This is a genomic window from uncultured Pseudoramibacter sp. (assembly GCF_903789625.1).
Taxonomy (GTDB): Bacteria; Bacillota; Clostridia; order Eubacteriales; family Eubacteriaceae; genus Pseudoramibacter; species Pseudoramibacter fermentans.
Map to the genome: position 1 here is coordinate 92475 of NZ_CAIFFF010000004.1, position 26513 is coordinate 118987.

Annotated in this window: 22 protein-coding genes; 19 read left to right on the forward strand and 3 right to left on the reverse strand. The window is 48.8% G+C overall.

Features of this window, described 5'->3' with window-relative positions; genetic code table 11:
- Positions 1-32: 32 nt before the first annotated feature.
- The 5 genes from QZX60_RS03765 (at position 33) to QZX60_RS03785 (ending at position 7231) form a co-directional block, all read left to right on the forward strand.
- Positions 33-1451 (forward strand): glycoside hydrolase family 32 protein, encoded by a 1419-nt coding sequence (locus QZX60_RS03765; protein WP_295361569.1) that lies wholly within the window; start codon positions 33-35, stop codon positions 1449-1451.
- Complete coding sequence (locus QZX60_RS03770; RefSeq protein ID WP_295361570.1) at positions 1435-2391, forward strand: carbohydrate kinase; 957 nt, start codon at positions 1435-1437, stop codon at positions 2389-2391. The genes QZX60_RS03765 and QZX60_RS03770 overlap by 17 nt, the downstream gene beginning before the upstream one ends.
- 375 nt (positions 2392-2766) lie before the next feature.
- On the forward strand, positions 2767-3579 hold the full coding sequence (locus QZX60_RS03775) for a glycyl-radical enzyme activating protein (RefSeq protein WP_295361572.1): 813 nt from the start codon (positions 2767-2769) through the stop codon (positions 3577-3579).
- 20 nt (positions 3580-3599) lie between these two features.
- Complete coding sequence (locus tag QZX60_RS03780) at positions 3600-5969, forward strand: pyruvate formate lyase family protein (RefSeq protein ID WP_295361574.1); 2370 nt, start codon at positions 3600-3602, stop codon at positions 5967-5969.
- Between the two features lie 122 nt (positions 5970-6091).
- Entirely contained in the window at positions 6092-7231 is a 1140-nt protein-coding gene (locus QZX60_RS03785; RefSeq protein WP_295361576.1) for an acyl-CoA dehydrogenase family protein, read from the forward strand.
- A gap of 63 nt (positions 7232-7294) precedes the next feature.
- Here QZX60_RS03785 and QZX60_RS03790 read toward each other — a convergent pair whose 3' ends face one another.
- The gene (locus QZX60_RS03790) at positions 7295-7708 is read right to left on the reverse strand and encodes a helix-turn-helix domain-containing protein (protein WP_295361578.1); all 414 of its coding nucleotides are present in this window, start codon (positions 7706-7708) and stop codon (positions 7295-7297) included.
- A 258-nt stretch (positions 7709-7966) separates the two neighbouring features.
- On the opposite strand from QZX60_RS03790, the gene QZX60_RS03795 reads away from it, so the two are divergent.
- The 11 genes from QZX60_RS03795 to QZX60_RS03845 all read left to right on the forward strand — a co-directional run bounded on the left by QZX60_RS03795 (position 7967) and on the right by QZX60_RS03845 (position 20519).
- Entirely contained in the window at positions 7967-8650 is a 684-nt protein-coding gene (locus QZX60_RS03795; protein WP_295361580.1) for a cyclase family protein, read from the forward strand.
- 295 nt (positions 8651-8945) lie between these two features.
- Positions 8946-9869, forward strand: a complete 924-nt coding sequence (locus QZX60_RS03800) for a carbon-nitrogen hydrolase family protein (RefSeq protein WP_295361581.1) — start codon at positions 8946-8948, stop codon at positions 9867-9869.
- A 53-nt stretch (positions 9870-9922) separates the two neighbouring features.
- Positions 9923-10324, forward strand: a complete 402-nt coding sequence (locus QZX60_RS03805; protein ID WP_295361583.1) for a TIGR04076 family protein — start codon at positions 9923-9925, stop codon at positions 10322-10324.
- Positions 10325-10526: 202 nt separating this feature from the next.
- The gene (gene nifJ / locus QZX60_RS03810) at positions 10527-14045 is read left to right on the forward strand and encodes a pyruvate:ferredoxin (flavodoxin) oxidoreductase (RefSeq protein ID WP_295361585.1); all 3519 of its coding nucleotides are present in this window, start codon (positions 10527-10529) and stop codon (positions 14043-14045) included.
- A 12-nt stretch (positions 14046-14057) separates the two neighbouring features.
- Positions 14058-14942, forward strand: a complete 885-nt coding sequence (locus tag QZX60_RS03815; RefSeq protein WP_295361587.1) for a MaoC/PaaZ C-terminal domain-containing protein — start codon at positions 14058-14060, stop codon at positions 14940-14942.
- 17 nt (positions 14943-14959) lie between these two features.
- Positions 14960-15889 carry a LysR family transcriptional regulator gene (locus tag QZX60_RS03820; protein WP_295361588.1) on the forward strand — a complete coding sequence of 310 codons (930 nt, stop codon included), beginning with the start codon at positions 14960-14962 and terminating at the stop codon, positions 15887-15889.
- A 134-nt stretch (positions 15890-16023) separates the two neighbouring features.
- On the forward strand, positions 16024-16911 hold the full coding sequence (locus QZX60_RS03825; protein WP_295361589.1) for a hypothetical protein: 888 nt from the start codon (positions 16024-16026) through the stop codon (positions 16909-16911).
- Positions 16912-16970: 59 nt separating this feature from the next.
- Positions 16971-17318: a tautomerase family protein gene (locus QZX60_RS03830; RefSeq protein ID WP_295361591.1), complete on the forward strand. Its 348-nt coding sequence runs from the start codon at positions 16971-16973 to the stop codon at positions 17316-17318.
- A gap of 30 nt (positions 17319-17348) precedes the next feature.
- Positions 17349-18332, forward strand: coding sequence for a cyclase family protein (locus tag QZX60_RS03835; protein WP_295361592.1), 984 nt, complete (start codon positions 17349-17351; stop codon positions 18330-18332).
- Positions 18333-18350: 18 nt separating this feature from the next.
- A complete protein-coding gene (locus QZX60_RS03840; RefSeq protein ID WP_295361594.1) occupies positions 18351-19490 on the forward strand; it encodes an acyl-CoA dehydrogenase family protein in 1140 nt (379 codons plus the stop codon).
- 120 nt (positions 19491-19610) lie between these two features.
- A complete protein-coding gene (locus tag QZX60_RS03845) occupies positions 19611-20519 on the forward strand; it encodes an AEC family transporter (protein ID WP_295361596.1) in 909 nt (302 codons plus the stop codon).
- Positions 20520-20675: 156 nt separating this feature from the next.
- Here QZX60_RS03845 and QZX60_RS03850 read toward each other — a convergent pair whose 3' ends face one another.
- Positions 20676-21680: a GGGtGRT protein gene (locus QZX60_RS03850; protein WP_295361598.1), complete on the reverse strand. Its 1005-nt coding sequence runs from the start codon at positions 21678-21680 to the stop codon at positions 20676-20678.
- 11 nt (positions 21681-21691) lie between these two features.
- Complete coding sequence (locus tag QZX60_RS03855) at positions 21692-22384, reverse strand: iron-sulfur cluster assembly scaffold protein (protein WP_295361600.1); 693 nt, start codon at positions 22382-22384, stop codon at positions 21692-21694.
- A gap of 305 nt (positions 22385-22689) precedes the next feature.
- On the opposite strand from QZX60_RS03855, the gene QZX60_RS03860 reads away from it, so the two are divergent.
- The 3 genes from QZX60_RS03860 (at position 22690) to mtnA (ending at position 26511) form a co-directional block, all read left to right on the forward strand.
- Positions 22690-24648, forward strand: coding sequence for a DUF2284 domain-containing protein (locus QZX60_RS03860; protein WP_295361602.1), 1959 nt, complete (start codon positions 22690-22692; stop codon positions 24646-24648).
- Between the two features lie 73 nt (positions 24649-24721).
- The gene (locus tag QZX60_RS03865) at positions 24722-25483 is read left to right on the forward strand and encodes an MTAP family purine nucleoside phosphorylase (protein WP_295361604.1); all 762 of its coding nucleotides are present in this window, start codon (positions 24722-24724) and stop codon (positions 25481-25483) included.
- A complete protein-coding gene (mtnA, locus tag QZX60_RS03870; RefSeq protein WP_295361606.1) occupies positions 25480-26511 on the forward strand; it encodes an S-methyl-5-thioribose-1-phosphate isomerase in 1032 nt (343 codons plus the stop codon). The genes QZX60_RS03865 and mtnA overlap by 4 nt, the downstream gene beginning before the upstream one ends.
- Positions 26512-26513 lie beyond the last annotated feature (2 nt).

The window sequence follows — 26513 nt, forward strand, 5'->3', positions numbered from 1 at the left end:
GGCGCAAGCGTCTCGGAAAAGGGGGACAGCAAATGAAAAAGGATAATTGGCGTCTGGCGTATCATCTGATGCCGCCGGACGGATGGCTCAACGACCCCAACGGTCTCTGCGAGGCAGACGGCATCTATCACGTCTATTTTCAATACGCGCCCAATACGCCGGCGCCCGACGGGCGCATGGCCCGGACCTGGGGGCATTACGCCGGACCGGATCTGATTAATCTGTCCTTTAAGGGCGTGCCGTTTTGGCCGGAAACGCTGGACCGGGACGGCTGCTATTCGGGCAGTGCCTTTGTCGAGGACGACGGGACTATCGATTTGTATTACACCGGCAATATCAAGGAGCCGGGAGATTACGATTACATTCACGACGGCCGCCTGAGCAACACGATTTTAGTCAAAACCGACGCCAACGGGGACACCTACAGCGATAAGCACCTGCTGTTCGGCACCAAGGACTATCCGAAAGACTGCACCCGCCACGTCAGAGACCCGAAGGTTTGGAAGGAAGACGACCAATACTACATGGTGCTCGGCGCGCGGATGAACGACGACAGCGGCGCGGTGCTCTTTTACGAAAGCCTCGACGGCGTCAGCTGGCGGCTGCTTAAAATCGAAAAGACCGGTGAGCCTTTTGGCTACATGTGGGAATGTCCTGATTATTTTGAATTGGACGGGCAGCCCGTGCTGTCCTTCTGCCCCCAGGGGCTCGAGGCGGAGGATTTCCGCTTCCAGAACAACCACCAGTCGGGCTACTGCCTGCTTGGCGGCGAGCTTAGAGGCAAGCAGGTCTTTAGATCCTTCCACGAATGGGACATGGGCTTTGATTTCTACGCGCCCCAGAGCTTTGTCGACGACCGCGGCCGTCGGATCATGATCGGCTGGGCCGGTTTGCCGGACAAGCCCTACGGCAATCCCACCGATCAGCGCGGCTGGGAAAACTGCCTGACCGTGCCGAGGGTTTTGTTTAAAAAGGGCGATAAAATCGTGCAGAAGCCGATTTCCGGGCTTAAACGCCTGCGGACGCACCCGAGCCGGCCGGACGCCGAAGGCACACTGACCCTGCCGGACGCCTCCGGGGATATCGAAATCGCCTTTGCTGATCCGGACACGGGCTGGCAGATTCAGATCGGTTCGGGCGTGTGTGTGAGCTACAACGGCTGCATCGTCCGCCTGACCCTTGACGCGCAGACCGGCTGTGGCCGCGGCGAACGGCTCGCGCGGGTCGACGGCGTGCGCAACGCGAAAATACTGGTGGATCGGTCGATTCTGGAAATTTACCTGAACGACGGAGAAACGGTGTTCACGACGCGGTATTACGAAGACTTCGAGGCGGACCACAGCCTCGACGTGACCTTTGGCTGTGAGGGCGCCGACATTTACGCCTGGGAAATGCGCCCGATGCCGGCCAACCAAATTTACGATGAAGAGGAGAATGACATTGAAGTATGATGTGACAGCGCTGGGAGAAGCGCTGATAGATTTTCTGCCTGTCGGGAAAAGCGAATACGGCGCGACGATATTCGCGCAGAATCCCGGCGGGGCGCCGGCGAACGTGCTGACCGCCATCGACCGCCTCTGCGGTTCGACGGCCTTTATCGGCAAGGTCGGCGACGACATTCAGGGCCGCTACATCCGCGACGTGATGAACAACCTGGCCATCGACACCAGCGGCCTGATTCTCGACCCGAACTACACGACGACGATGGCCTTTGTCGATTTGGACGAAAACGGTGACCGCAGCTTTTCCTTCGCGAGAAAGCCCGGCGCCGATACTCAGCTGACCAAGGAAGAAGTTAACGTCGAGCTGATCCAAAACGCCAGTATTTTCCATTTTGGCTCTCTCTCACTGACGGACGAACCGGCCCGCAGCGCGACGCTGTACGCCATTGAAGAAGCGAAAAAGGCCGGCGTGCTCGTGTCCTACGACCCGAACTACCGCGCGCCATTGTGGCCGGATGAGGCGACGGCCATTGAACAGATGCGTTCGGTCGTGCCGAAGGTGGACATCATGAAACTCTCCGAAGAGGAATGCGTGCTTCTGACAGGGGAAGCGAAGCCGGAAGCGGCGGCTGAAGCGCTGCTGGCTCAGGGTGTCAAATGCGTGTTCATCACGCTGGGCGGCGACGGCTCAATGCTGCGCACCAAGGACGTCTCAGTGTTTCAGCCGGGGATGAACGTCTACGCGGTGGACACCACTGGCGCGGGCGACGCTTTCTGCGGCGCGATTTTGTTCCAGCTGGCCAACCAGGGGATTGAGAAAATCAACAACGACAACGGCAAACGGATTTTGAGATTCGCGAACATCGTGGCGGGCCTCTGCGTTGAAAAACACGGTGGGATTCCGTCGATGCCGACTATCACGGACATTCAGGATGTGCTGGGGTGGTAAATAAAAATAACTGCAATAAAAAAACTGCTGTGGTTGATACGTCTCCAGAATCATGGATACATATATTAAATTAGTTATTAACCTATGGATGTCAGTCTGCATTGTACAGGCGGCATCCATTTTTGTATTGCTTTGCCTAAAATTTTCTTATCGATTTCTCTATATAATTGGTTTCCATAATTAAAGTCCCTTCGGAAGATCGATACTTATTTTGCTGTGCATAAAAGAGAATAAATTATATTTCCTTTGGATCTTAAATCAGTAGATTATCATAACGTATATCCTATGCACCTTATAGAAAAGAAAATATTTTACACATTTCGCTGAACATGATAGTTTAAAAACAATAATAAGATGTTGGAGGAGGTAGCGGTCATGGGCACAGATCAGGCGAAAATAGCCAATATCGTCCGCATACAGCGATTTAGTCTACAGGATGGCCCAGGCATTCGAACGACCGTTTTTTTTAAGGGCTGCCCGCTGCGCTGTTGGTGGTGTTCAAATCCAGAAAGCCAGAAGACGACAATGGAAAAGATGAAAATTGCTCAGCTCGCTGGGGGTGAAAAGTGGGAGAAAGTCGGCACGAAAATGACAGTGGACGAAATCGTCAGAGAGGCGATGAAGGACGCAGTATTCTATCGTAATGGAGGCGGTGTAACGTTTTCAGGCGGCGAGCCGCTTATGTATGCGGAGATCATTGCTGAAGCGGCAGCACAGCTGAAAACACAAGGCGTCCATTTAATTCTCGATACGTCGGGATATGCATCAGAGACGGTCGTAAATCAAGTTGTTCCGCTGTTCGACGAGGTATATTTTGATGTGAAACACATGGATTCGGAGACCCACAAAAAAATAACAGGTGTGGATAACTTTCAGATTTTATCGAATTTGCGTCTCATCAGTTCAATGAATGTCCCAGTGGCAATTCGCTATCCAATGATTCCAGGGATTAATAACAGCGTAGAAAACATGGATGCGATGGCGCGGATGATTAAAGATTTGCCGCAATATACGGCGTTGTACATTTTGCCGTACCACCGATACGGTATGTCAAAATACAGGCAGTTGGATCGCGAATATCGCTTGTCAAATGTCAAAGTACCATCGTCTGAACGCGTGGCAGAAGTCGCCATGTTTTTTTCGGACCGCGGCATTCGGGTGAAAACTTATGGTAAAAAATCAACATAAAAAGGAAGGGGAATTATATTATGATGGCACAAAGACCAGTTGATCGATTGGATCGGGAAACATTTTTTAAGAAACTCGGCAACACAAAGCTTTGTATTGATCGGGCAGTGATTCTCACGGAAGCGATGAAGGCACACGAAAACGAACCGATGTGTATTCGGCGCGCCCATGGATTTTACGCCTTGGCGACGCAAATGCCAGTCGTTATTGAAGACTGGCAGCTCGTCGTGGGAAATTTTTCAGCAGAGCCTTTCGCAATCAATCCGCTGCCGGACATGTGCTGGCGGACGATTATAGACGAACTTGACGATTTTGGTACGCGCGAAGGCGATAAGTATATCATCAGTGATGAAGATAAAAAGACGCTGCGTGAAATTCTGCCTTGGTGGGACGGCAAATCCGTGCAGGATGTCGTTATGAATAATCTGCCGAAGGAAGCAAAAGATGTGATTGACGCGGGTGTCGTCAGCTCCGGCTACATCACAACGGGCAGCGGCAACTTTCCGCCAGATTATTCGCGTATCCTCGACCGTGGTATGCTTGCAATCAAGGAAGACATTCAGGCGCGAAAAAATGCACTTGATTTATCGATTCCGAAAAATCTTGATAAACGTGATTATTACGAAGCGGCACTGATCTGCTGTGACGGCGCGATGGCTTTTGCACAACGCTATGCAGACAAAGCAGCTGAAATGGCCGAAACGGAAAACGATCCAATTCGAAAAAAAGAACTCGAAAAAATTGCTAAAACTTGCAGCCGTGCTTTGCGTTATCCGGTGGAAAATATCTACGAAGCGATTCAAGCGTTCTGGTTTGCACACGTTTTAGTGTATTACGATGTAGCCGGCGGCGCAGGAATTTCTGCAGGGCGGCTCGATCAATTGTTCATGCCATATTATAATACAGCAGAATCAGAAGAAGTACGTCATTATCTGGAATGTTTATGGTTCAATTTCAATGAAATGCTGTATTTTTTGACCAGCAGCTCAGTTAAAGTTTGGGCAGGGCATCCGATTTCTCAGCAGCCGACTATCGGTGGCGTGCTCGCCGACGGCGTAACCGACGCGTCAAACGAACTGACGAAGATGATGCTCAAAATTGATAAGGACCTTGCAATTCCGCAGCCGGACGTTGCGATTATGTATCACGAAAATATCGATCCAGAAGTCATGGAATTGGCTTGCGACGATCTGCCCGTAACGATGAAACCGAAATTTTTCGGTTACGAAGCGATCAAGAAGCAGGCCATCAACCGCGGCATTACCAACCCTGCAGATTGGCCGACGATTGTCGACGTCGGCTGTATTGCAACCGGCCCCACAGGAAAATTCTGGGGTAATAACAACATGGGCGGTTTCTTCAACGGTGGCAAGGTACTTGAATTGACACTTAACAATGGCGTCGATCCCAATACAGGTAAACAGGTTGGCCTCAAAACTGGCGATCCGCGCACCTTCAAGACCTACGATGAATTATATCATGCGTTTGAAGCGCAGATGAAATACCTTGACAAAATCAGCATCATTATCACCAATGTCATCGAAAAAGCCCACCGTGAATGCAATCCGCAGATTTACTGCAGCCTGCTCGTCGACGACTGTATCGCACGGGGCAAAGGCCCGTGGGAAGGCGGCGCAATCTACAACTGTCCGGGTGTGGAACTTGTCGCCACGGGAACGATTGCAGATTCTTTGGCTGCCATTAAAAAACTCGTTTATGAAGAAGAACGTATCGATATGGATACACTGATTGCGGCATTGAAAGCTGATTTTAAAGGCGAATACGCACCTATTCAGGATATGCTGATCAACGACGCGCCCAAATACGGCAATGATAATGATTACGTTGATAATATTGCGGCGCAGGTCGTCAAATTGTACTGCGACGATCAAAGCAGTTACACCAACTGGCGTGGTACCCCGTACTGCCCGTCAATTGCTTCTGTTTCGGCGCATGTGGGACTTGGCGAAAAAGTCGGTGCACTGCCAGACGGCAGAAATGCGTGCAGACCACTTTCTGATGGGATGTCGCCGACACAGGGGGTCTGCCAGAACGGACCGACAGCCGTCATTCAATCGGTAGCTAAAATCGATCAGGCGATCACCAATGATGGGAATTTACTTAATATGAAATTCACTGCGTCGACAATGCAAAATCCGCAGACGCGCGCAGCATTTATTACATTGCTCGATACGTATTTTACGAAGCTTGACGGCTTTCACATGCAATTTAATGTGATGGATACCAAAAAACTCATCGATGCGCAGAAACATCCAGAAAAATATCCGGAACTGATTGTGCGCGTGGCAGCTTATACCGCGCGTTTTGGACAATTACCGCGAGAATTACAAAACGATATTATTGAACGGTCGATTAATCAGTTCAATTAATTAGCCATAAGTCATAAACTATGAATAGCATTAAGCCAATGGTATTTTTCATAAGATAAAAAGAATGCTATATTTGAATTGTCAAATATAGCATTCTTATTATGAATAGTTGGAGGTTGAACATGCTAGTACGACTGACGGAAGAACAAGAAGAAATCCGCACACTTGTTGCGGAATTTGCGGGAAAAGTGCTTGCGCCCAGTGCAGCAGATCGCGATGAAGTAGAGGCCATTGACACCGAATTGATTCAGGAAATGGCTGAAATAGGGTTAATGAGTATCGGCATTCCAGAAGAATACGGTGGACTCGGTTTTGGTTCTACAGAAAAAGCGATCGTTGTTGAAGAAATTGCGAAAAAAGATGCAGCGGTTGCTGAGCTCGTCTCTGTACACAACATGGCTTACACCGCGATTTTAAAACACGGTTCAGATGCACTCAAAGAACATTACTTACCAATAGCAGCGGAAGGTGGTGTCGCGGCCTTCGCCTTGACAGAACCGCAAGCTGGCTCCGACTCCTCAGCAGTCAGAACGACAGCTGTTGCAGACGGAGACGATTATATCATCAATGGCAGCAAATGCTTTATTTCAAATTTTGGACCGCACGAAGGAGCATTTGTCACATTGCTTGCGCTGACTGAACCGGAAAAAGGAACGAAAGGCTTGACCGCGTTTGTCGTCGATCGGGATAATCCTGGGATGAAACTTGGCCGTCGAGAAGAGAAAATGGGCATCCGCGCGGCAGATGTCAGCGAAATTTTTCTAGAAGACTGCCGCGTCAGTAAAGACAAAATTGTCGGGGAACCCGGAAAGGGCTTTAATTATTTCATGGAAGCTCTCGACGCCGGGCGCATTGGCATGGCTGCGCAGGCGATCGGCCTCGCAGAAGAAGCCATTGATTTATCCGCCGATTACATGAAAACCCGCGTTCAGTTTGGCAAACCGATTGCGAAGCTCCAAGGGCTTCAGTGGTATTTAGCTGACATGGCGACGAAAACCGCCGCGGCCAAAGCGCTGGTCTATCAGGCGGCGGCAAGCCTCGACCGCGGAGAACGCGCCACGACAGAAGCGGCCATGGCGAAATACTTCGCGTCGGAAACGGCGGTCGCGGTGGTGGATAAAGCTTTGCAGATCCACGGCGGGTACGGCTACATGCGGGATTATCCACTAGAACGTATGTATCGCGATGTACGCATCATTCCAATTTATGAAGGTACATCAGAAATACAGAAACTCATCATTTCGCGTGCACTCTTAAAGTAAAACGTGATAATGGTCATTTCTCTTCCTCTCAAGACGCATCGATTGAAATCATCGGTGCGTTTTTTAATTGACCTTATGTTTTTTTTTCAGAATCTTAACGTCGATAGAATTGGGATTATGGTCATAGCCCCAAGCGCACAAATCGCTGAGCATCGGCATCAACGACTGGCCGAGTGGCGTCAGCGCGTATTCGACGTGGGGTGGAATTTCCGGATATTCTTTGCGCATGATGAGCCCATCCTGAGCGAGTTCCTTGAGGTTGGCGCTGAGCGTTTTGTAAGGAATTCCGCCGATATACCGCTGCAGTGCATTGAAGCGGATCGTGCCGAATTGTTTCAGTGTGTAGAGGATGACCATTTTGTATTTGCCGCCGATCAACGACATCGTGTAACCAAAGCCCGATTTTGACAGGCATTCCCGCGCTTCGCAGTCGAGGACGCGGCGCTCTTTCGCTGTCAATTCGCCGTATTTTTTCATCTTGTTCCCCTCTATATACTTACTTTCGCGTCATCTACGTACTTCAAAGTGCGTACTGGTTGCGGTTGTTTTCAGATTGTATAATACAATTGTTATATATATTGTACCACAAAACATAGGATAAGAATTATGAATAGCATGGGGCAAATGATATTTTTCATGCTATAAAGAGTATGCTATTCTGAACACAGAGAAAATCCTATTGACGATTAATAGCATGGAGGTTATTAGAATCGAATAGGATAAGGAGGTTATATTATGCTTTATTTTCTGTCACATTTATTGGATCCCCAGGATCGCACTTGGCCGGGGGAACCGAGAGCTGTCATTTCGCAGGTTACAGAAATCACCGATGATTTTCCGTACTGCACTTACGAAACGATTTTACCGAATCATTTTGGCACACATATGGATGGGCCACGTCACTTTGTGAAAGACGGGAAGCGCATTAACGACTTACCCATTGATTATTTTTATCACAAAGACGTTGCGTTACTTGAAATTCCAAAAGATTTAGACGAAGGGATTCATCGAGAAGATCTTGAACCTTTTGCGAATACACTCTCAAAAGTTTCTTTCGTATTGATTCGCACTGGCATTGAAAAATACCGTTCCACTGACCCGGATATGTATCAAAATCACGGCTCTTGGATTGCACCGAACGCGGGAGATTACCTCAAGACTTTCCCAAACATCAAGGGGATCGGCTTTGACTTCCTCGCCATCGGATCACCGTCCGACAAATGCCCGCCAGATGAATCTCCGCAGGACTGCCATCAGCACATTCTCGGCTTCTATGACGGCAAATTCATTCCCGGCATCGAAGATATGCATTTGTCAGAACTGCCAAAAAATCCGAAGATCATTCGCTTCATCAACGCGCCGTATCGTATCAAAGACGTTGATTCCAGTCAGGTGACCTGTATCTGTGAAGTGGAATAAAATCATTCTTTTACTTTGACACTGTCAATGAATTTTATAACAACCATAGATTTAAACCTATTAAACCAATGGTTTCAAAGATATTGGCCAAATGAAATTTCATCTGATAAAATAAAATTGTCAAAAACAAAAGAAAATGTTTTCAAAACCTGAGCATTTTCTTTTTGATCAGGCGGTAAACATAACGTGCACGAATGGGAGGCCTCCTAGCGTCTGGTCAACTGACACAAAAATCAAAAACTTCGAAAGAACAATGTTTCGCTATTTACAATTAAAAACTAGGGGGTAATTTTCAATGAAGGTAGCAAGCTGCGCAACAAGAAGTTATCAGGATCCGGCAAAAAATTTTGAGTTGATAAAAAAATATGTTAAAGAAGCGGCAGATCAAGGTGCGAAATTAATCAACATTCCGGAAGGCACACTTCACGGTTATCCGTCTGCATTCAGTATGGCAGATCTCGATGAATTGCACCGCATTCACGACAATGCAGAAGTTTGTGATGGGCCGAACAAAGGCGAATACATCAATAAAGTCATCGATCTTGCCAAGGAATACGATATTTATATTGTGACAGGTGTTACGGAACGGAACAAAGATTATTATGATATTATTTACAACTCTTTGATTCTTGTCGGCCCAGAAGGGTATATCGGCAGATATCGCAAAGTTCAGCCGAATGACGAATTGGGTGTCTACTACAAAGGTGAAGAATACAGTGTTTTTGATACAGCGATTGGGAAAATCGGCTTGATGATCTGCTATGACCTGGACTTTCCTGAACCAGCTCGCGAAATGACGCTGATGGGAGCAGAAATTATTTGCTGCGGGGTTCAGTGGCCTTACTATGATCCTGAAACAGCGGATCACGAAACAGATTTGGCATATCGGATGTACGATTTCTTCAACAAAGCACGTGCTTGCGAAAATGGTGTTTTTGTTGTCACCTCTAATGCATTTACGGCAGAAGGGGCGACAAGCTTCGGCTTTGGCCATGCGCGTATCATGGATCCACAGGGTTATGTACTTGCTGATACAGCTGAAGGCGAAGAAGGTATCTGCGTGGCTGAACTTGGCGACGTGAAAAAGAAGATTTCTTACGCAAGAAATATGGGATTCTGGACCTTGAATATGATCAAGGATATTCGCCCGAGTGCATACAAAGTAATCAGAAGCGGAATCAAATATGGGGAATATGATCCAAAACAATTTGAAGATTAATTATTAAACATTTTGTAATCGCACAATACGACAAACATGAAGGAGGTAACAGCATGAGTGACGATAAATTACACAAGGTAAAGATCAGTGTGATCAGACGCAATTTCTATGAAGATTTAGCTAAGGAATACGGTACCGAAGGTATTGGACCGTGCTTTATGCATCAACCAGGACAGGTATTCTATTCAAATGGCTGGCAGAAACCGTCAGGTCTATGTGACAATGCGTGGCATTGCATGAAAGACTATGTTCTGTCGATTTCCCAGCATGGTGGCTATATCTACGGAAAAGGCGGATGGTGCAATCAAAAAGATATGTGTGTTGTCGGCTGTAATGATGGTCTTCGTACAGTTATCTTTAAACTTGAAGCGACAGATATGGAATCTGATTTGTTGAATGAAGATCCGGAAACCATTAATCAACACATGGATCCAAACAACACATCTACGAAATAATTAATGCGTTCCTTCAAAATGGCCGTGTTCCTTTTTAGAACCGGCCATTTTTTAAAAAAAAGTACATAGCTCTAGACCTATAGCAAACATGGGATGCTTAGTATTAGCTAAGGCATAGTTGCGGTGTTATGATGAAAACAGTTAAGGACGATCTCACAATGATAAAGTTATCTGTCTTTTTAGTTAATGAGGAGGAATTATTATGAGTAAATGCAGACAAAAGTCAATGGATGGCAATACTGCCGCCGCGTATGCGTCGTATGCTTTCACGGATGTTGCAGCAATCTATCCGATCACACCGTCATCTGATATGGCACAGCACGTTGATGAATGGGCTGCCGCCGGGAAGAAAAACATTTTTGGTGAAAAAGTGGAAGTGATTGAAATGCAGTCCGAAGGCGGTGCGTCGGGCGCTGTTCATGGCTCGCTGCAGGCGGGGGCATTGACAAGTACTTATACGTCGTCACAGGGTTTGATGTTGATGATTCCAAACATGTTTAAAATTGCAGGAGAATTGCTCCCAGGTGTTTTCCACGTAGCGTCACGTTTGGTTGCATCAAATGGTCTTGGTATTTTCTGTGATCATTCTGACGTACTGGCGACGAGAAGTACAGGCTTCGCATTACTTAGTTCTGCGAGTGTTCAGCAAGTTATGGATCTTGGTGCGGTCGCGCACTTGGCGGCAATCAAAGGACGCGTGCCTTTCATGCATTTCTTTGATGGCTTCCGCACATCCCATGAAATTCAAAAAATAGAAGTGTTGGAATACGACGAACTGAAAGATCTTGTCGATATGGATGCGGTGAACCGCTTCCGCCGCAATGCACTTAATCCGGATCACCCATGTGTACGTGGTACTGTGCAAAATGCGGACATTCACTTTCAGCAGCGTGAAGTGATCAACCGTTATTGGGACGAATTGCCAGATGTCGTCGATCATTACATGTCGGAAATTACGAAATTGACTGGCCGCGAGTATCATCCGTTTAATTATTATGGCGCGCCGGACGCGGACCGTGTGATCATTGCAATGGGTTCAATGACCCAGACCATCGAAGAAGTTGTTGACAAGTTAAACGCCAAGGGCGAAAAAGTCGGCGTCGTGGTCGTCCACTTGTACCGACCGTTCTCGCTCAAATATTTCTTTAAAGCGATTCCGGGAACGGTTAGAAAAATCACAGTACTTGATCGTGTCAAAGAAATTAACGCACAATCTGAACCGCTTTATATGGACGTAAAAACAGCGTTTTACGGCCGCGACAACGAACCGCAGATCGTCGGTGGGCGCATCGGTATCGGCGGCAAGGACATCCGCCCGCAGCATATTTTCGATGTGTTTGAAAATATGAAACAGGATGAACCTAAGGATCATTTCACAGTGGGTATCATCGATGATATGAACGGCACGAGCCTGCCAGCCGCTGCACCTTTTGAAATTGCACATCCAGGTACGACGGCTTGCAAATTCTGGGGGCTTGGCTCTGACGGAACAGTCGGCGCAAATAAGAGTGCGGTCAAGATTATTGGCGACAACACAGATAAATTCGCTCAAGCGTATTTTGCTTACGATTCAAAAAAATCTGGTGGTGTTACGGTATCACATTTGCGTTTTGGGGACACACCGATCCGATCTACGTATTTAATTGATAACGCAGATTATATTTCATGTTCGCAGCAGTCCTACGTCGATAAATATGATTTGCTTGAAGGCCTTAAACCTGGCGCTATCTTCTTGCTTAATACAATTTGGAATGATGACGAACTCGAAGCGAACATTCCAGCAAAGATGAAGCAGTATATTGCGAAGAACGACATCCAGTTCTATACGATCGACGCAGTGGATATCGCGAAGGAAATCGGACTCGGCAACCGCACGAATATGATCATGCAGTCCGCGTTCTTCAAACTGGCGGACATCATTCCGATCGACGACGCGGTGAAATATCTGAAAGATTCCGTCGCCGTGACCTACGGCAAAAAGGGCGACGACGTCGTCGCGATGAACTGCGACGCGATCGACGCGGGGATTGAAAAGCTGCACAAAGTCGACGTGCCGGTGGCCTGGAAGGACGCAACGGATGCGCCGAAAAAGGATGACGACAAAGACGTGCCGGATTATATCAAGACTTTCCTTGAACCGGTCAATGGCCTCAAGGGCGACGATATCCCGGTGAGCCGCATGATTCCGATGGAAGACGGGACGTATCCGGTTGGCTCCTCGGCTTACGAAAAACGCGGCGTTGCGATCACGGTGCCACATTGGGACGCGTCAAAATGTATCCAGTGCAACCAGTGCGCTTTCGTCTGTCCACACGGCTGCATTCGTCCGACATTGACGACGGCGGCGGAAGAAGCATCCGCTCCGGAAGGTTACGAAACTGTCCCAGCGCGCGGTGCAAAGGAATATTCGTACCGCATTAACGTGTCAACGCTCGATTGTACGGGCTGCGGCAACTGCGTTGCGGTTTGCCCGGCAAAGGAAAAAGCGCTCGACATGCGGCTGCTGTCTGACGAAGCGGCGCAGGTGCCGATCTGGGATTACGCAGTGAATCTGCCAGAAAAAGCCAATCCTTTTGATAAATTCACGGTCAAAGGCAGCCAGTTTGAAAAACCGCTGTTCGAGTTCTCCGGTGCCTGCGCGGGCTGCGGCGAAACGCCGTACATTAAACTTTTGACTCAGCTATTCGGCGACCGTATGATGGTGGCGAACTCCGCTGGCTGTGCACATGTTTTTTCAGGATCGGTTCCGTCTGCTCCGTATACGACTGACCAAAAAGGCCATGGTCCGGCTTGGAACTCATCGCTGTTTGAAGACACAGCAGAATTTGGCCTCGGCATGTTCCTTGGAACAAAACAGCTGCAGAAAGAAATGGCCTCACAGGCAAAACGCGCACTCGATCTTGATATCTTAGATGATTTGCGTGAAGCACTGAAGGATTGGCTGGATCATCAGAACGAAACCGAAGGCACACGGGAACGTGCTGAAAAACTTTCTGCTGCACTTGAACCTGTGAAAGATCAGGATCCGATTCTTACAGATCTTTACGAAAATCGTGACTGCTTTACAAAGCGTTCGCAATGGCTCATTGGCGGCGACGGTTGGTCATATGATATTGGCTACGGTGGACTCGATCATGCGCTTGCAGCGGGTGAAAATATTAATGCACTCGTGCTCGACACAGAAGTGTATTCGAATACTGGAGGTCAGGCGTCGAAGTCGACACCGACAGCGGCAGTTGCAAAATTCGCGGCAGGCGGCAAGCGTACACGGAAGAAAGATTTGGGTCGTATGTTCATGTCTTATGGCTACATTTATGTCGCGCAAATCTGTATTGGCTCAGACAAATCTCAAGCCATCAAGGCACTTAAAGAAGCCGAAGCGTATCCAGGCCCGTCTATTGTTATCGCATACTGCCCGTGCATTAACCACGGCATAAAACATGGCGGTATGGCAACGAGCCAGACAGAAGCAAAACGTGCGGTTGATTGCGGATATTGGTCATTGTATCGCTACAATCCGGCGCTCGCAGACCAAGGAGCCAACCCGTTCACACTCGATTCCAAAGAACCGACAGGTGATTTCCGGGCATTTCTCATGAACGAAGTGCGTTTCGCTTCTTTGATGAAAGTCTTCCCAGATCAGGCTGAAGAATTGTTTAATAAAACCGAAGCGGATGCGAAACGCCGGCGCGATTACTACAAACAACTTGCGCAGAAATAAGGAAAAAAGCAGATGATCATTCAAAATCTCGATAAAAAATTGATTGGATTAAAAATGGAGCCGCGCACACTTGAATATAATTGGCGCGATGTCGCGCTATATGCGCTTGCTGTCGGTGCAGGCTCGGATGATCTGATGTACACTTACGAGAAAAATCTAAAAGCTTTACCAACTTTCGGCACTATTCCATATTGGGGGACCGTGAATGTGCGGCCCCGCCAATGGATGCCGAGGCCGGCGTCTATGTTTGCAGATGAATTGATTAAACCGACAATTTCTTTCCTCAATATGGATCATGAAATCATCTTTCATCGTCCAATTGACCCGATTAAAGGAACATTTCAGTGGCAGGACGAAATAACGGATGTTTATGATCGGGGTGAAGGAAAGGGCGCTGTTGTTAAAACAAAATGTGTCGTACGCGATGAGGCCGGTCGAGATATCTGCACCAATTTTTCGACGACATTTTTTCACGAAGCAGGTGGCTTCGGTGGGCGTCCTATGCCGAAAAGTTCGGTTATGATTCCAGAGCGTGCCCCGGATTTTGAAATGAACGATATTATCTCACCCGTTCAAAATCTTTTGTATCGCTTGACCGGCGACACGAACCTCGTACACGTTGATCCAGAATATGCAAAAAAGATGGGGTTTGAAAAGCCGTTTATGCAGGGGCTTTGTTCGTTTGGATTCTGTTGTCGGCATCTTGTTGCGAAGCTTATTCCAGGAGAACCGGAACGCGCACGTCGCATGGCAGCACAAATGACGGCGGTACTTTATCCAGATACAGCTGTTAAAATTCAGATCTGGAAAATCTCAGAAAATGTGGCGTATTTCCGTTTCCTTAATGCGGAAAATGGCGATATAATATTAAATCGCGGCATATTCGAATACCAATAAAAGTGGGGTATAGCGGGATGGATAACAGAAAATTTGAATATTTTTTGACAGTTTACGAGCTGGGAAACATTACGAAAGCGGCTCAAAAAAATTTCATCTCGCAGCCGTCGATGACCCAATACATCAACCGTTTGGAAGAATCTATCGGCGCAAGGCTTTTCGACCGGTCGACGTCACCGTTGACGCTGACGAAGGCCGGCGAAATTTATTTGGATTATGTCCAAAAATCTATGGAATTAGAAAAGCAATTTGAACGCGCAATCGATAGCCTTAAAAATGACATTGACGGCGTGATTAAATTGGGAGTGCCGCTTCAGATGCAGTCTTTCTTATTACCTAAATTGGTTTCACCCTTTATGCGGGAAAACAAACACATCAATTTTAATATCAAAGACGATGCATCACCGACGCTCGAAAAACAGCTCATCGATTATTTGATCGATTGTGCGCTGATTTATATCAATGATCAAAAACGCTACCGTACACTGGAATACATTCAGCTGAAAGATGAAAATATTTATCTAATCTGTCACAAAGATCATCCTTTGGTTAGAGGAAGGGCGAATTCACCGGAACATCCGGTTGCAGTGAGTCGCGACGATATTCGCGACGAACGATTTTGCCTCTTGAGTAAGGCGTTTATTGTGCGGCAGATGTCGGATGAATTTTTTATGAGAGAGCAATTTATCCCGGAAAATATCATTTCGATGACCAGCATGCACGCCATATTAAATACAATTACAATTAATCCAGATTTGGCATTTATACCGGAATATATGATCAAAAGCTTTCCACAGAAAGATGAACTTGCCTATTTGCAGGTTGATGGAATTGATGCACTTCCCATGCATTTGGCGATTGCTTATCTCAAAGGCAGAACCATGTCAAACGCAACAGAGGCGTTTATACAATATGTGAAGGCGTATTATCAAGTCGAAAACACATAGGTCATTCCCTATTGAAACTATGAAATCAATAGTATTATACAAACAATCAATCAAATGATATCCTATACATGTGAGTAGTGTACACCTCATATTTCACTTATAAAGTGACACTATTTTCTCAGGAGGGTAATATCATGGATTTGTTTCAAGTCGTTGGTGCATTTGGGGGCGGCGTTTTTGGCGCAGCGGTTGGCGCACTGCCGGCCTTTGTCATCACGTCGGTGCTGGCCATCGCAGGTGGGGTACTGTCGATGGCCGGTTTGCCCGATGTCTCAATTGGTAACATCACGTTTGGCGCGTTTTTAGGACCTCACGTTATTTTTGCTAGTGGTGTTGCCGCTGCGGCCTACGCTGCACGTAAAGGCATTCACGATCATGGCGCGAATGTTGCCGTTCCGTTGAATGGCCTAAAAGATCCGGGGACACTACTTGTCGGTGGTATCTTCGGCGTCATCGGGATTTTACTTAAATATTTTTTCCAAATTACTTTACATCTTGATGGAAGCTGGATTGCTTATGTTGCGTCGGATCCACCGTCTTTGTCTTTAATCACTTCAGCGATTATTGTTCGTCTTTTTATTGCGCGACAGGGGTTATTTGGTGATTTTGAAAAAGGTGAACATAAAATTATGCCAGATGCTAAGAGTGCGAGTTATACGATTCTTCTTGGCTGCGCTTATGGGCTTGTTACCAGCGGTGTTGGTATTTCACTGATGCATCAGGGTGTAGACGTCAGCAGTTATCCGGTTCTGTGTTTTGGAATCGCAGGCGTTGGTCTTGTCTTTGCACAGACAGGTTCGGCGTATTTTGTTTGTCACCATATTCTTCTGCCAGCGGCTATGGCAGCAGTGCTTTCGGGCAACATCATTGTTGGCACAATTACAGGTGGTGCGTGCGCGATCATTGGATTGTTTGTTGAAAATATCTTCAATCAATTTGATCATGTCCGCTCTCATATTGACCCGCCGGCATTCACAATCATCGTTGTTACATTCGTTCTACATGCGATTTTCGGCGGCTGAGCCTATGAAACTATAGCGGTGAGAAGTGGTATCGGTGATAGTTAGAAAGGATTGAAAAAATGCCTATTATTAAAATTGACTGGACGGTAGAAAAAACGCCGTCAGAGAAACGTTCGTTTATTGATAAAGTCACCGATATTGTAAGCGGCGCGATTCATGCACCGAAAGACGTGGTAAATGTCTTGATTCGGGATCTGCCGAAAGAAAACGTTAGAGAAGATGCGGCAGTGTTTACCATTACCTGGTCAAAGACATCCGAAAGAAACCAGTCGGCGAAGCACACGATTACTTCAGAGATTACGAATCTGCTTATAAATACGACTGATCTCAACCCAGGAAGAATCGTGTTCTTCTTTCACGATCTTGATGGTGAAAACGTCGGTGTTGCTGGTAAAATGCGGGAATAGATCGTATCTGCGAAAAGAAAAGAGGTCAACATGAAAAAAGATTATCATGATATGTCATGGCTTCAGGAAAATGCGTGGGGCAAATATGGTTTGGACGATGAAGTCGGCGCGTTGAATCAAATTACAAATCCAGAAACCGTAATTCATGCACTTTCACTTGTCAAAGAAGGTCAAGTGTACGACCTTGAAACAGAGCGATTCAAAGGCATGAACATGTGGCAGGGACATTGTGGTTTTGAAATGGTGACTTACGCGACGCCATCGGGAAGACAGCGTATGCAGAGTGCCAATATAAACAATGCATACAGTTTTTACGCACCAGGCGGCATTTTTGATTCGGATAGTAATGCGCCGCAATATAATATGGGACTCAACACGGAAATGCTCATTTCGCCGCTACACATTGGCACACATATCGATTCGCTCTGTCATTTCTCTGCGGGTGAGGATAATCATATTTATAATGGTTTTCCCGAAAAAGCATACGGCCACGATTTTGGATCAATGCGATGCGGTGCCGAAACGATTCCACCCATTATTACGCGAGGGATCTTGCTTGACATCGCAAGCTACAAAGGAAAAGAGCAGATGCCTGACGATTATATCATCAGCGCAGAGGACTGCGAAGGCTGTGCAGATTGGGAAAATATTACACTTCGACCTGGAGACGCTGTATTTATGCGTTTGGGTGCAAAATGGCCAGACGCCATGTGTGGCACTGCTGGTGTGGGGATCAGTGCGGCACGGTATCTTGTCGAAGAATGCGGTGCGGTTGTTATCGGTGATGACAATGGCGATATTGACGGTCACGACAAAGATGGTCATTCGTCTGTTCCACATCATCCAAACCCAGTACACCACTATTTGTTAATTCAGCAGGGCGTTCACATTATGGAATATGTCACGCTTAACGCTTTGGCCAAAGATCAAAAGTATGAATTTTGTTTTATTTGTCTACCGGCAAAAATTCGCGGCGCAACCGCGATGTTTACGAGACCGATTGCATTAACATAAAAAGATAAGGAAAAGATTATGGATTTTAGTTTAACGGAGCAACAGAAAGCCATTCAACAAAAAGCACGGGCTTTCGCACAACGAGAACTTGCGCCGGGCGCTCAAGAACGTGATATGACGGAAGTCTTTCCAATGGATATTTTGAAGAAACTCGGTAATGAAGGCCTCATTGGACTGCAGTTTCCGAAAGCGTATGGAGGCCAAGGCCTTGACTACCTTTCATTCATTCTCGTTGTTGAAGAATTATGCAAAGTTGATTCCGCGTTCGGGATTGCCTACGCGATTTCTTCGACTTTTACAACGGGGATCAATCTTTTTGGCAGTGAAGCACAGAAACAGCATGTGATGCCGCGAATGTTTGAAGGCGATGCGCTGGGGTGTTTCGCTTTGACCGAACCAGACGCTGGTTCGGATGCGGGTGCAGCCAAAACGACAGCAGTACTCGATGGCGACACATATGTTGTCAATGGCAAGAAACGTTACATCACGAATAGCGCGGTCGCGGATTACTGCATGCTTATTGCGAACACAGATTTATCTCGCGGTTCCAAAGGGCTTTCCGCATTTCTCGTCGATTTAAAGGAAACACCGGGGGTGTCCATTGGTCATATCGAGAATAAATGTGGGATCCGCAGCGCAAAAGTTGCAGAAATTATTTTTGAAGACGCGAGAATTCCAAAAGATCGCATGATCGGTGAAGAATTCAATGGATTTAGATACGCATTGACAGCGCTCAATGCAGGCAGGCTTTCTGTTGCAGCACAAGGTCTTGGACTTGCTCAAGGCGCATTCGATATCTGCCGAGATTATATGAAGGAAAGAAAGCAGTTTGGCCGACCTTTATACACCAATCAATACTTAGCTTTTAAAATGGCCGACCTCCAAAGTGAAATAGAAATGGCCAGACTGCTTCTTTATAAAGGCGTATGGCTGCAGCAGAATGGGGCAGATTTCTCAGTCGCTGCATCCAAGGCAAAACTCATTTGCACAAATTTGGCCATGAAAGTGACCACAGAATGTATCCAAAACATGGGTGGCGCCGGGTATATGAGAGAGCAAAACATCGAACGTATGTTCCGTGATGCGAAAATTACGCAGATTTATGAAGGTACGAACGAAATTCAGCGTCTCATTATCAGCAAGCCAATGTTTAAATAAATAAATCAATCAATCGTTATTACATTATTTCATCCTCTTACTGCCGCTTCCATTTTGGAGGCGGCTATTTTTGCACTTAAACGAAAATAGTAAACATCACGCGCAGGAAGGAGACACATCATGTATACAGTGATCATAAAAGCAATTGGATTTGTGGTGATTATCGCCTTGGGCTATTTCAGCCAAAAATTCGGAATTGTGACTAAAGAAGATGGTAAAATATTTGGCAAAGTTATTATGACTTTCACATTGCCATGTTCATTAATTTACGGTTTTTCGGGCGTACATTTTAATATGTTGATGCTCTTTGCACTCGTGATTGGTTTTACGATGTCGACGATCGGTTTGATTTTAGGAGACATCGTTTCCGGAAAGTCTGCGAAATTGGCACGAGGCAACAATATGTTGTGCTGCTCCGGTTATAATATCGGCAACTTTGCAATTCCGTTTAGTCAGAGTTTTTTCCCTCTGGCAGCGACAAGCTATCTCGGCATGTTTGATATCGGCAACTGCATTATGTGCCTCGGTGGAGATCTTGCCATCGTCGAATCCAAAATCAGTGATGGCAGCTGCTTGAATTTTATCGAAATTCTGCGTAAGCTCTATCACAGTATTCCCTTTATGGTATACGTTGTGTTGATGATTTTGTCTATCGTTGAGATGGCCGTGCCGAAGCCGATTTACGACATCGTCAGCCTCATCGCACCAGCGAATATTTTTTTGATTATGTTTATGATCGGTACGCAAATCGAATTTGATGGGCTGTCGACTGTATTGCGGCCAGTTATGCGCATATTTGCTGTACGCATTGCCATCGCGATTGGTTTTATTGTCGTTATTCAATTTATGCCGCTGCCGCAGGATTATCAGCGAATCATGACAATCGCAGTATTGTCGCCGATTGCATCGCCAACAATGATCTACGCAGAAGAGCTCGGCTGCGACTTGAAAGTAACAGCAGCGGCGAGCACCTTATCGATGCTGCTGTCTATTATTGCCTATGTTATCTACATGATTACGGTGTTATAATTGTGATCCAGATTAAGCGCAATGGACAAAAAAATGGACGCCATCTGTAATATACAGAATTGGCATCCATGAATGCATAACTGGATGAATCCCCATTCTCAGGATTCTGAGTAAAAAGGATAAACAAACAGGTAGTTTTTTTGTGAATGTTTTGGCTTACGCGTTCTTCTGAGCTTCTTCGATCGCAACCGAGACAGCAACTGTAGCGCCGACCATCGGGTTGTTGCCCATACCGATCAGGCCCATCATTTCGACGTGAGCCGGAACGGAGGAAGAACCTGCGAACTGAGCGTCAGAGTGCATACGGCCCATTGTATCGGTCATCCCGTAGGAAGCCGGACCGGCAGCCATGTTGTCTGGGTGCAGGGTACGGCCGGTGCCGCCGCCAGATGCGACTGAGAAGTACTTCTTGCCCTGTTCGATGCATTCCTTTTTGTAGGTGCCGGCAACTGGATGCTGGAAGCGGGTCGGGTTAGTGGAGTTTCCGGTGATGGAAACGTCGACGCCTTCCTTGTGCATGATCGCGACGCCTTCGCGGACGTCGTTGGCGCCGTAGCAGTTGACAGCGGCTCTTTCACCGTCAGAATAGGCAGTGCGGGAGACTTCCTTGAGTTCGCCGGTGAAGTAGTCGTAATCGGTCTTGACGTAGGTGAAGCCGTTAATTCTGGAAATGATTAAGGCAGCGTCCTTGCCGAGACCATTTAAGATAACGCGCAGCGGTTTTTTGCGGACCTTGTTGGCTGAACGGGCGATCCCGATAGCGCCTTCAGCGGCAGCGAAGGATTCGTGGCCGGCTAAGAAAGCGAAGCAGTCGGTTTTTTCGTCGAGGAGCATTGCGCCGAGGTTGCCGTGGCCGAGACCGACCTTGCGCTGTTCAGCGACAGAGCCCGGAATCGTGAAGGCCTGGAGCCCTTCGCCGATGACGGCAGCGGCCTCTTTAGCGGTTTTGACGCCGCGTTTGAAAGCCAGCGCAGCGCCCATGGTGTAGGCCCAGCATGCGTTTTCAAAGCAAATGGTCTGAACGCCGCGGACGATGCCGGCGACGTCAACGCCCTTGTCGTCGCAGATCTGCTTAGCTTCTTCCAGAGAAGCGATGCCGTTTTCTGCTAAGACCTTGTTGATTTTATCGATTCTTCTTTCGTAATTTTCAAATAACGCCATGTCAAACCTCCTTATTCTTCACGCGGGTCGATGTATTTCGCCGCATCATCGAAACGCCCGTACTGGCCGGAAGCTTTTTCCAAGGCTTCCTTCGGATCGACGCCCTTTTTGATGTTTTCCATCATGACGCCGAGATTGACATAAGCATAGCCGATGATTTCGTCTTTGTCGTTCAGTGCCAGCTTGGTGACGTAGCCTTCAGCCATTTCGAGGTAGCGCGGTCCCTTCGGCAGGGTGCCGTACATGGTCCCGACCTGTGAACGAAGGCCTTTGCCCAAGTCTTCGAGGCCAGCGCCGACAGGCATCCCGTTTTCGGAGAACGCGGTCTGGGTACGGCCGTAAACAATCTGCAGGAATAATTCGCGCATGGCTGTGTTGATGGCGTCGCAGACCAAGTCTGTGTTCAACGCTTCAAGAATGGTTTTCCCTGGAAGAATTTCAGACGCCATAGCGGCGGAGTGGGTCATCCCAGAGCAGCCAATGGTTTCGACCAGAGCTTCCTGAATGATGCCTTCCTTGACGTTTAAAGTCAGCTTGCAGGCACCCTGCTGCGGGGCACACCAGCCGACACCGTGGGTCAAACCGGAAATGTCTTTAATTTCTTTTGCCTTGACCCATTGCCCTTCTTCAGGAATAGGTGCAGGTCCGTGGTTGGCGTTGCTGGCCACCGGACACATGTTTTTGACTTCTACAGAATATTCCATTCACATAACTCCTTTCAGCTATCGTACAATGATATTTTATTGATCAGTTTTCTGTAAACATCGCTTATATTATAGCCTTTAAATGTTAAAAAATCACTCTTTTTTTATCAATTATTATAAATTTGAGTTAGAATAGGAACAGGACAAAAAATGCGGACGATCTCCCGCGAATCGTGGAGTTTCTTTACTCTAATCAGGCAAAATCTTGTGGTGAATCGACTTGACGCAATGGGGTATAATAAACTGTATTTTAATGTAGAGAATACAGAAACTTAGAGAGATCAATTTAAGTAAAGGAGAGACGTATGGAATATACTCACAATTTTTCATCAGGTCCGCTCTTGATGGATCATATCATCGATGAATATTTTTCTCTCCGAAAGGCTAGAGGGAAGTGCCTGAGGTGCCCGAAGTACAACAAGTTCTGGTCGTGCCCCGAATTCGGGTTTGACGAAAAGCTGCTGCTCGGACAGTTCAAGTACCTTTACGTGATTGGCCGGGAATACGCCGTTCCGAAGGAACACAAGCAGCGGATCACCGGCACGGTCCGGACGCGGAATTACGTCGAAGAAGTCAAGGAGCGGATGAACACTGAAAGCTGGCGGGATCTGTTGGAAATCGAAAAGGATTATCCGAACGTGATGACCCTGCGCCCCGGCAACTGCAACATCTGTGTCGCAGCCGGCGTCGGCTGCGCGAAGCAGGAACACAAGCGTTGCCGCCACACCGAGCTGATGCGCTTTTCGATGGAAGCCCTGGGGCTCGACACCGACTCCATCGCGAAATTCGAGGTGGGGATGATGCTCAACTGGCCGACCGACACCCACCTGCCGGAAAAAATCGCGTGCCTGATGGGCGTGATGACCAACGAAAAAATCCCGATGGTCCAGCTGCGCAGCTACTTCCCAGACGCACAGAAATCCTACCTCAAGGCCGGGCAGACGATTCTCGGCGGCGAAGATGCGCCGAAGGCGAAGCGCGTCGACAGCTGGCTGGAACACCAGGCCGAGGAAGCGCGGATCCGCGAAGAACGGGAAGAAGCCATGGCCCGGGCCGCGGCTGAAGAGGAAAAGATGATGGCCGAAGCGGCAGCCGCTCAGGCACACCCCTGGACGCAGCGCGATGAACCGGCCGACGAAGCGCCGGCTGCTGACCAGCCGCAGGCGGAAAACAGCGAGGACCTCGACGAAAACGGCCAGCCGAAATACAAATGGCTCGGCTTCAAACGGTCCGTCGAAGAAGCAGATGAAATCATGCGCGAACGGCCGATTCCGAAGTTTACGAAAAAGGAACCGGAACCTGAACCCGAAGCGCCAGCCCGCTCGGCAGCGCCTGTCACACCTGAGCCGGAAAGCGCCGATGGCGGCAATCTTCAGTTCGACCGGATGGCGATGCTCCGGAGCAGCCTAGCCGAGGCCATCCGCCGGGAAATCCCCGACGCGACCGACGATCAGGTGGTGATGTTAGCCACGGAAACCCTCAAAAGCGCGGCGGCGAAGATGCAGAAAAAGAGCCACACCGCGCCGGGCAGCAAGGGCGGCACCACCTTTGCCCACGTGCCTCAGCAGCAGGTCGACGAAACGCGCCACCGCCAGATTCAGGCGGCAAGACCTCAAGAGCCGGAGCGTGAACCGGAATTGGAACCGGTGCCCGAAAAGGCCTCGATCTCGGAACAGGTGGTTCAGAATCTCAGACAGAGCGCGGCCAGACCGCAGTCGGCACAGCCGGCCCCGCAGCGCCCGAAGATGAAGAAAGTCGTGCGCCGGGTGAAACGGCAGCCTTCGGCCGACGCGACCCTGCCGAAGCGGGGCAGCGTGAACGATGTGCTCGGCGCCGCACTGAAAATCGCACAGACGGTCGTCTCCGAGCCGGAACCGGAATACGAAGAAATCGTCGAAATGGTCCCGGATGTGGAAGCGGCCTTTGAACAGCAGCCGATGGAACCGGTTTACACGCAAAGCGCGCCGGAACCGGAGCCGGAAGAACCGATGGATCCCAACGATCTGAAAGGGGACGACGACACCCGCTACAAATGGCTCGGCTTCAAGCGCGATCCGGACAATCCAAGACCACAGTCCGGCCCCGACGCGGCTGAAGCGCCTGCCGAACCGGAGGCCCAGAGTGCGCCGGCAGCAGAGGAAGTGGATCCCAACGATTTGAAGGGGGACGACGATACCCGCTACAAATGGCTGGGCTTTAAACGCGACCCCGACGCGGGCGACGGCTTCCAGCACGGCGACTGGCGGAAGAAGAAAAATTATTGATAAGGAGTGGCGGTGTGTGAGCGCCGTCACTTTTGTATTTAAAGGCAATTACGATATACAGGAGGATTGAACAATGTATTATTCAGCAGATATTGGCGTGTTCGGAGGCTCTGGCCTTTACGAACTGGGAGAAGAATACCGCCGCGTGGACGCAGACACACCTTACGGCAAACCGTCGGAAGCCATCAGCCTGCTCGACGTCAACGGCGTTAAGGTCGCGTTCATGCCGCGCCACGGCAAAAAACACATCTATTCACCGGCTGAAGTCAATTACCGCGCCAACGTCGACGCGATGGCACAGCTGGGCGTCAAATCGATCATTTCAGCGAACTGCGTCGGCTCGCTCCGCAAGGAATACGCGCCGGGCGATTTTGTCGTTACCGACCAGTACATCAACATGACCTCCGGCCGGAAGGACACCTTCTTTGAAAGTCCGACTGTCGAACATTTGAGCTCCGCCGATCCCTACGACGAAAAGCTGCGTCAGTTCGCGCTGGAAGAAGGGCAGAAAATGGGCCACGTCATGCACGACGGCGGGACAACGGTCGTCATCAACGGGCCGCGCTTCTCGACGAAGGCGGAAAGCCGCTACTTCGGCATGATCGGCGGCGATCTCGTCAACATGACCCAGTACCCGGAAGCCTACCTCTGCCAGGAAAAGAATATTCCTCTCGTCAACATCGCGTTGGTCACCGACTACGACGCCGGCCTGAAGGATAAGCCGGACATTCCGCCGGTTACCAACGAAATGGTCGTCCAGGTGCTCAACGAAAACACCGAAGAAATGAAGACTTTGATCTTCAGACTGATTGCACGGATTGGAAGTGAAGCATGAGACCGGTTTATTTCGAAGACGGTGAGTTAAAGCTCATCGACCAGACATTATTGCCGACGCAGGAAATTGTGCGCGGCTACACTGACTACCGCGAAGTGGCCGACGCCATCGTGACAATGGTCGTCCGCGGCGCGCCAGCCATCGGCGTCACTGCCGGCTACGCGGTGTATTTGGCGTCCAAAGAATTTGAAGGCCTCGACGCCGAAGCCTATCAGCAAAAGATGCAGGAAGCCTGCGACCTGCTCCGGGGCACCCGCCCGACAGCTGTGAATCTGTTCTGGGCCATCGATCGGATGTCCGGCGTCTTCAAGGCCGAACCGGACGCCGACCCGAAGGCGATGAGCGAAAAGCTCAAGGCAGAAGCGGACGCGATTTGCGAAGAAGATATCGCGATGTGCAAAGCGATGGGAAAAGCCGGCGCGGCGTTGATTAAGCCGGGCAGCACGATTCTGACTCACTGCAACGCGGGGGCGCTGGCGACGGCTGATTACGGCACAGCCCTCGGCGTCATCCGCGCAGCCCAGGAAGCGGGCAAGGACATTCAGGTCTACGCCGACGAAACCCGGCCGCTGCTCCAGGGCGCACGGCTCACGGCCTACGAACTGCACAAGGATAACATCCCAGTTACGCTGATTACCGACAATATGGCCGGCTGGATGATGCATCAAGGCAAGATCGACTGCGTCGTTGTCGGGGCAGACCGCATCACCCGCAACGGCGACGTGGCCAACAAAATTGGGACATTTTCGGTTTCGGTGCTGGCCAAAGCTCACCACATTCCGTTCTACGTCGCGGCCCCAACCTCGACGATCGATTTTTCGATGTTCTCGGGCAAGGACATCACGATTGAACAGCGCGACCCGTCGGAAGTCGGCCATTTCGCTGGCGTCCAGACGGCGCCAGACGGCATTAACTTTGAAAATCCGGCCTTCGACGTGACACCCCACGACAATGTCTCGGCGATCATCACCGAACAAGGCGTAATCTTCCCGCCTTTCGCGCCGGGGATCTTGAACCTCAAGCATTAAAA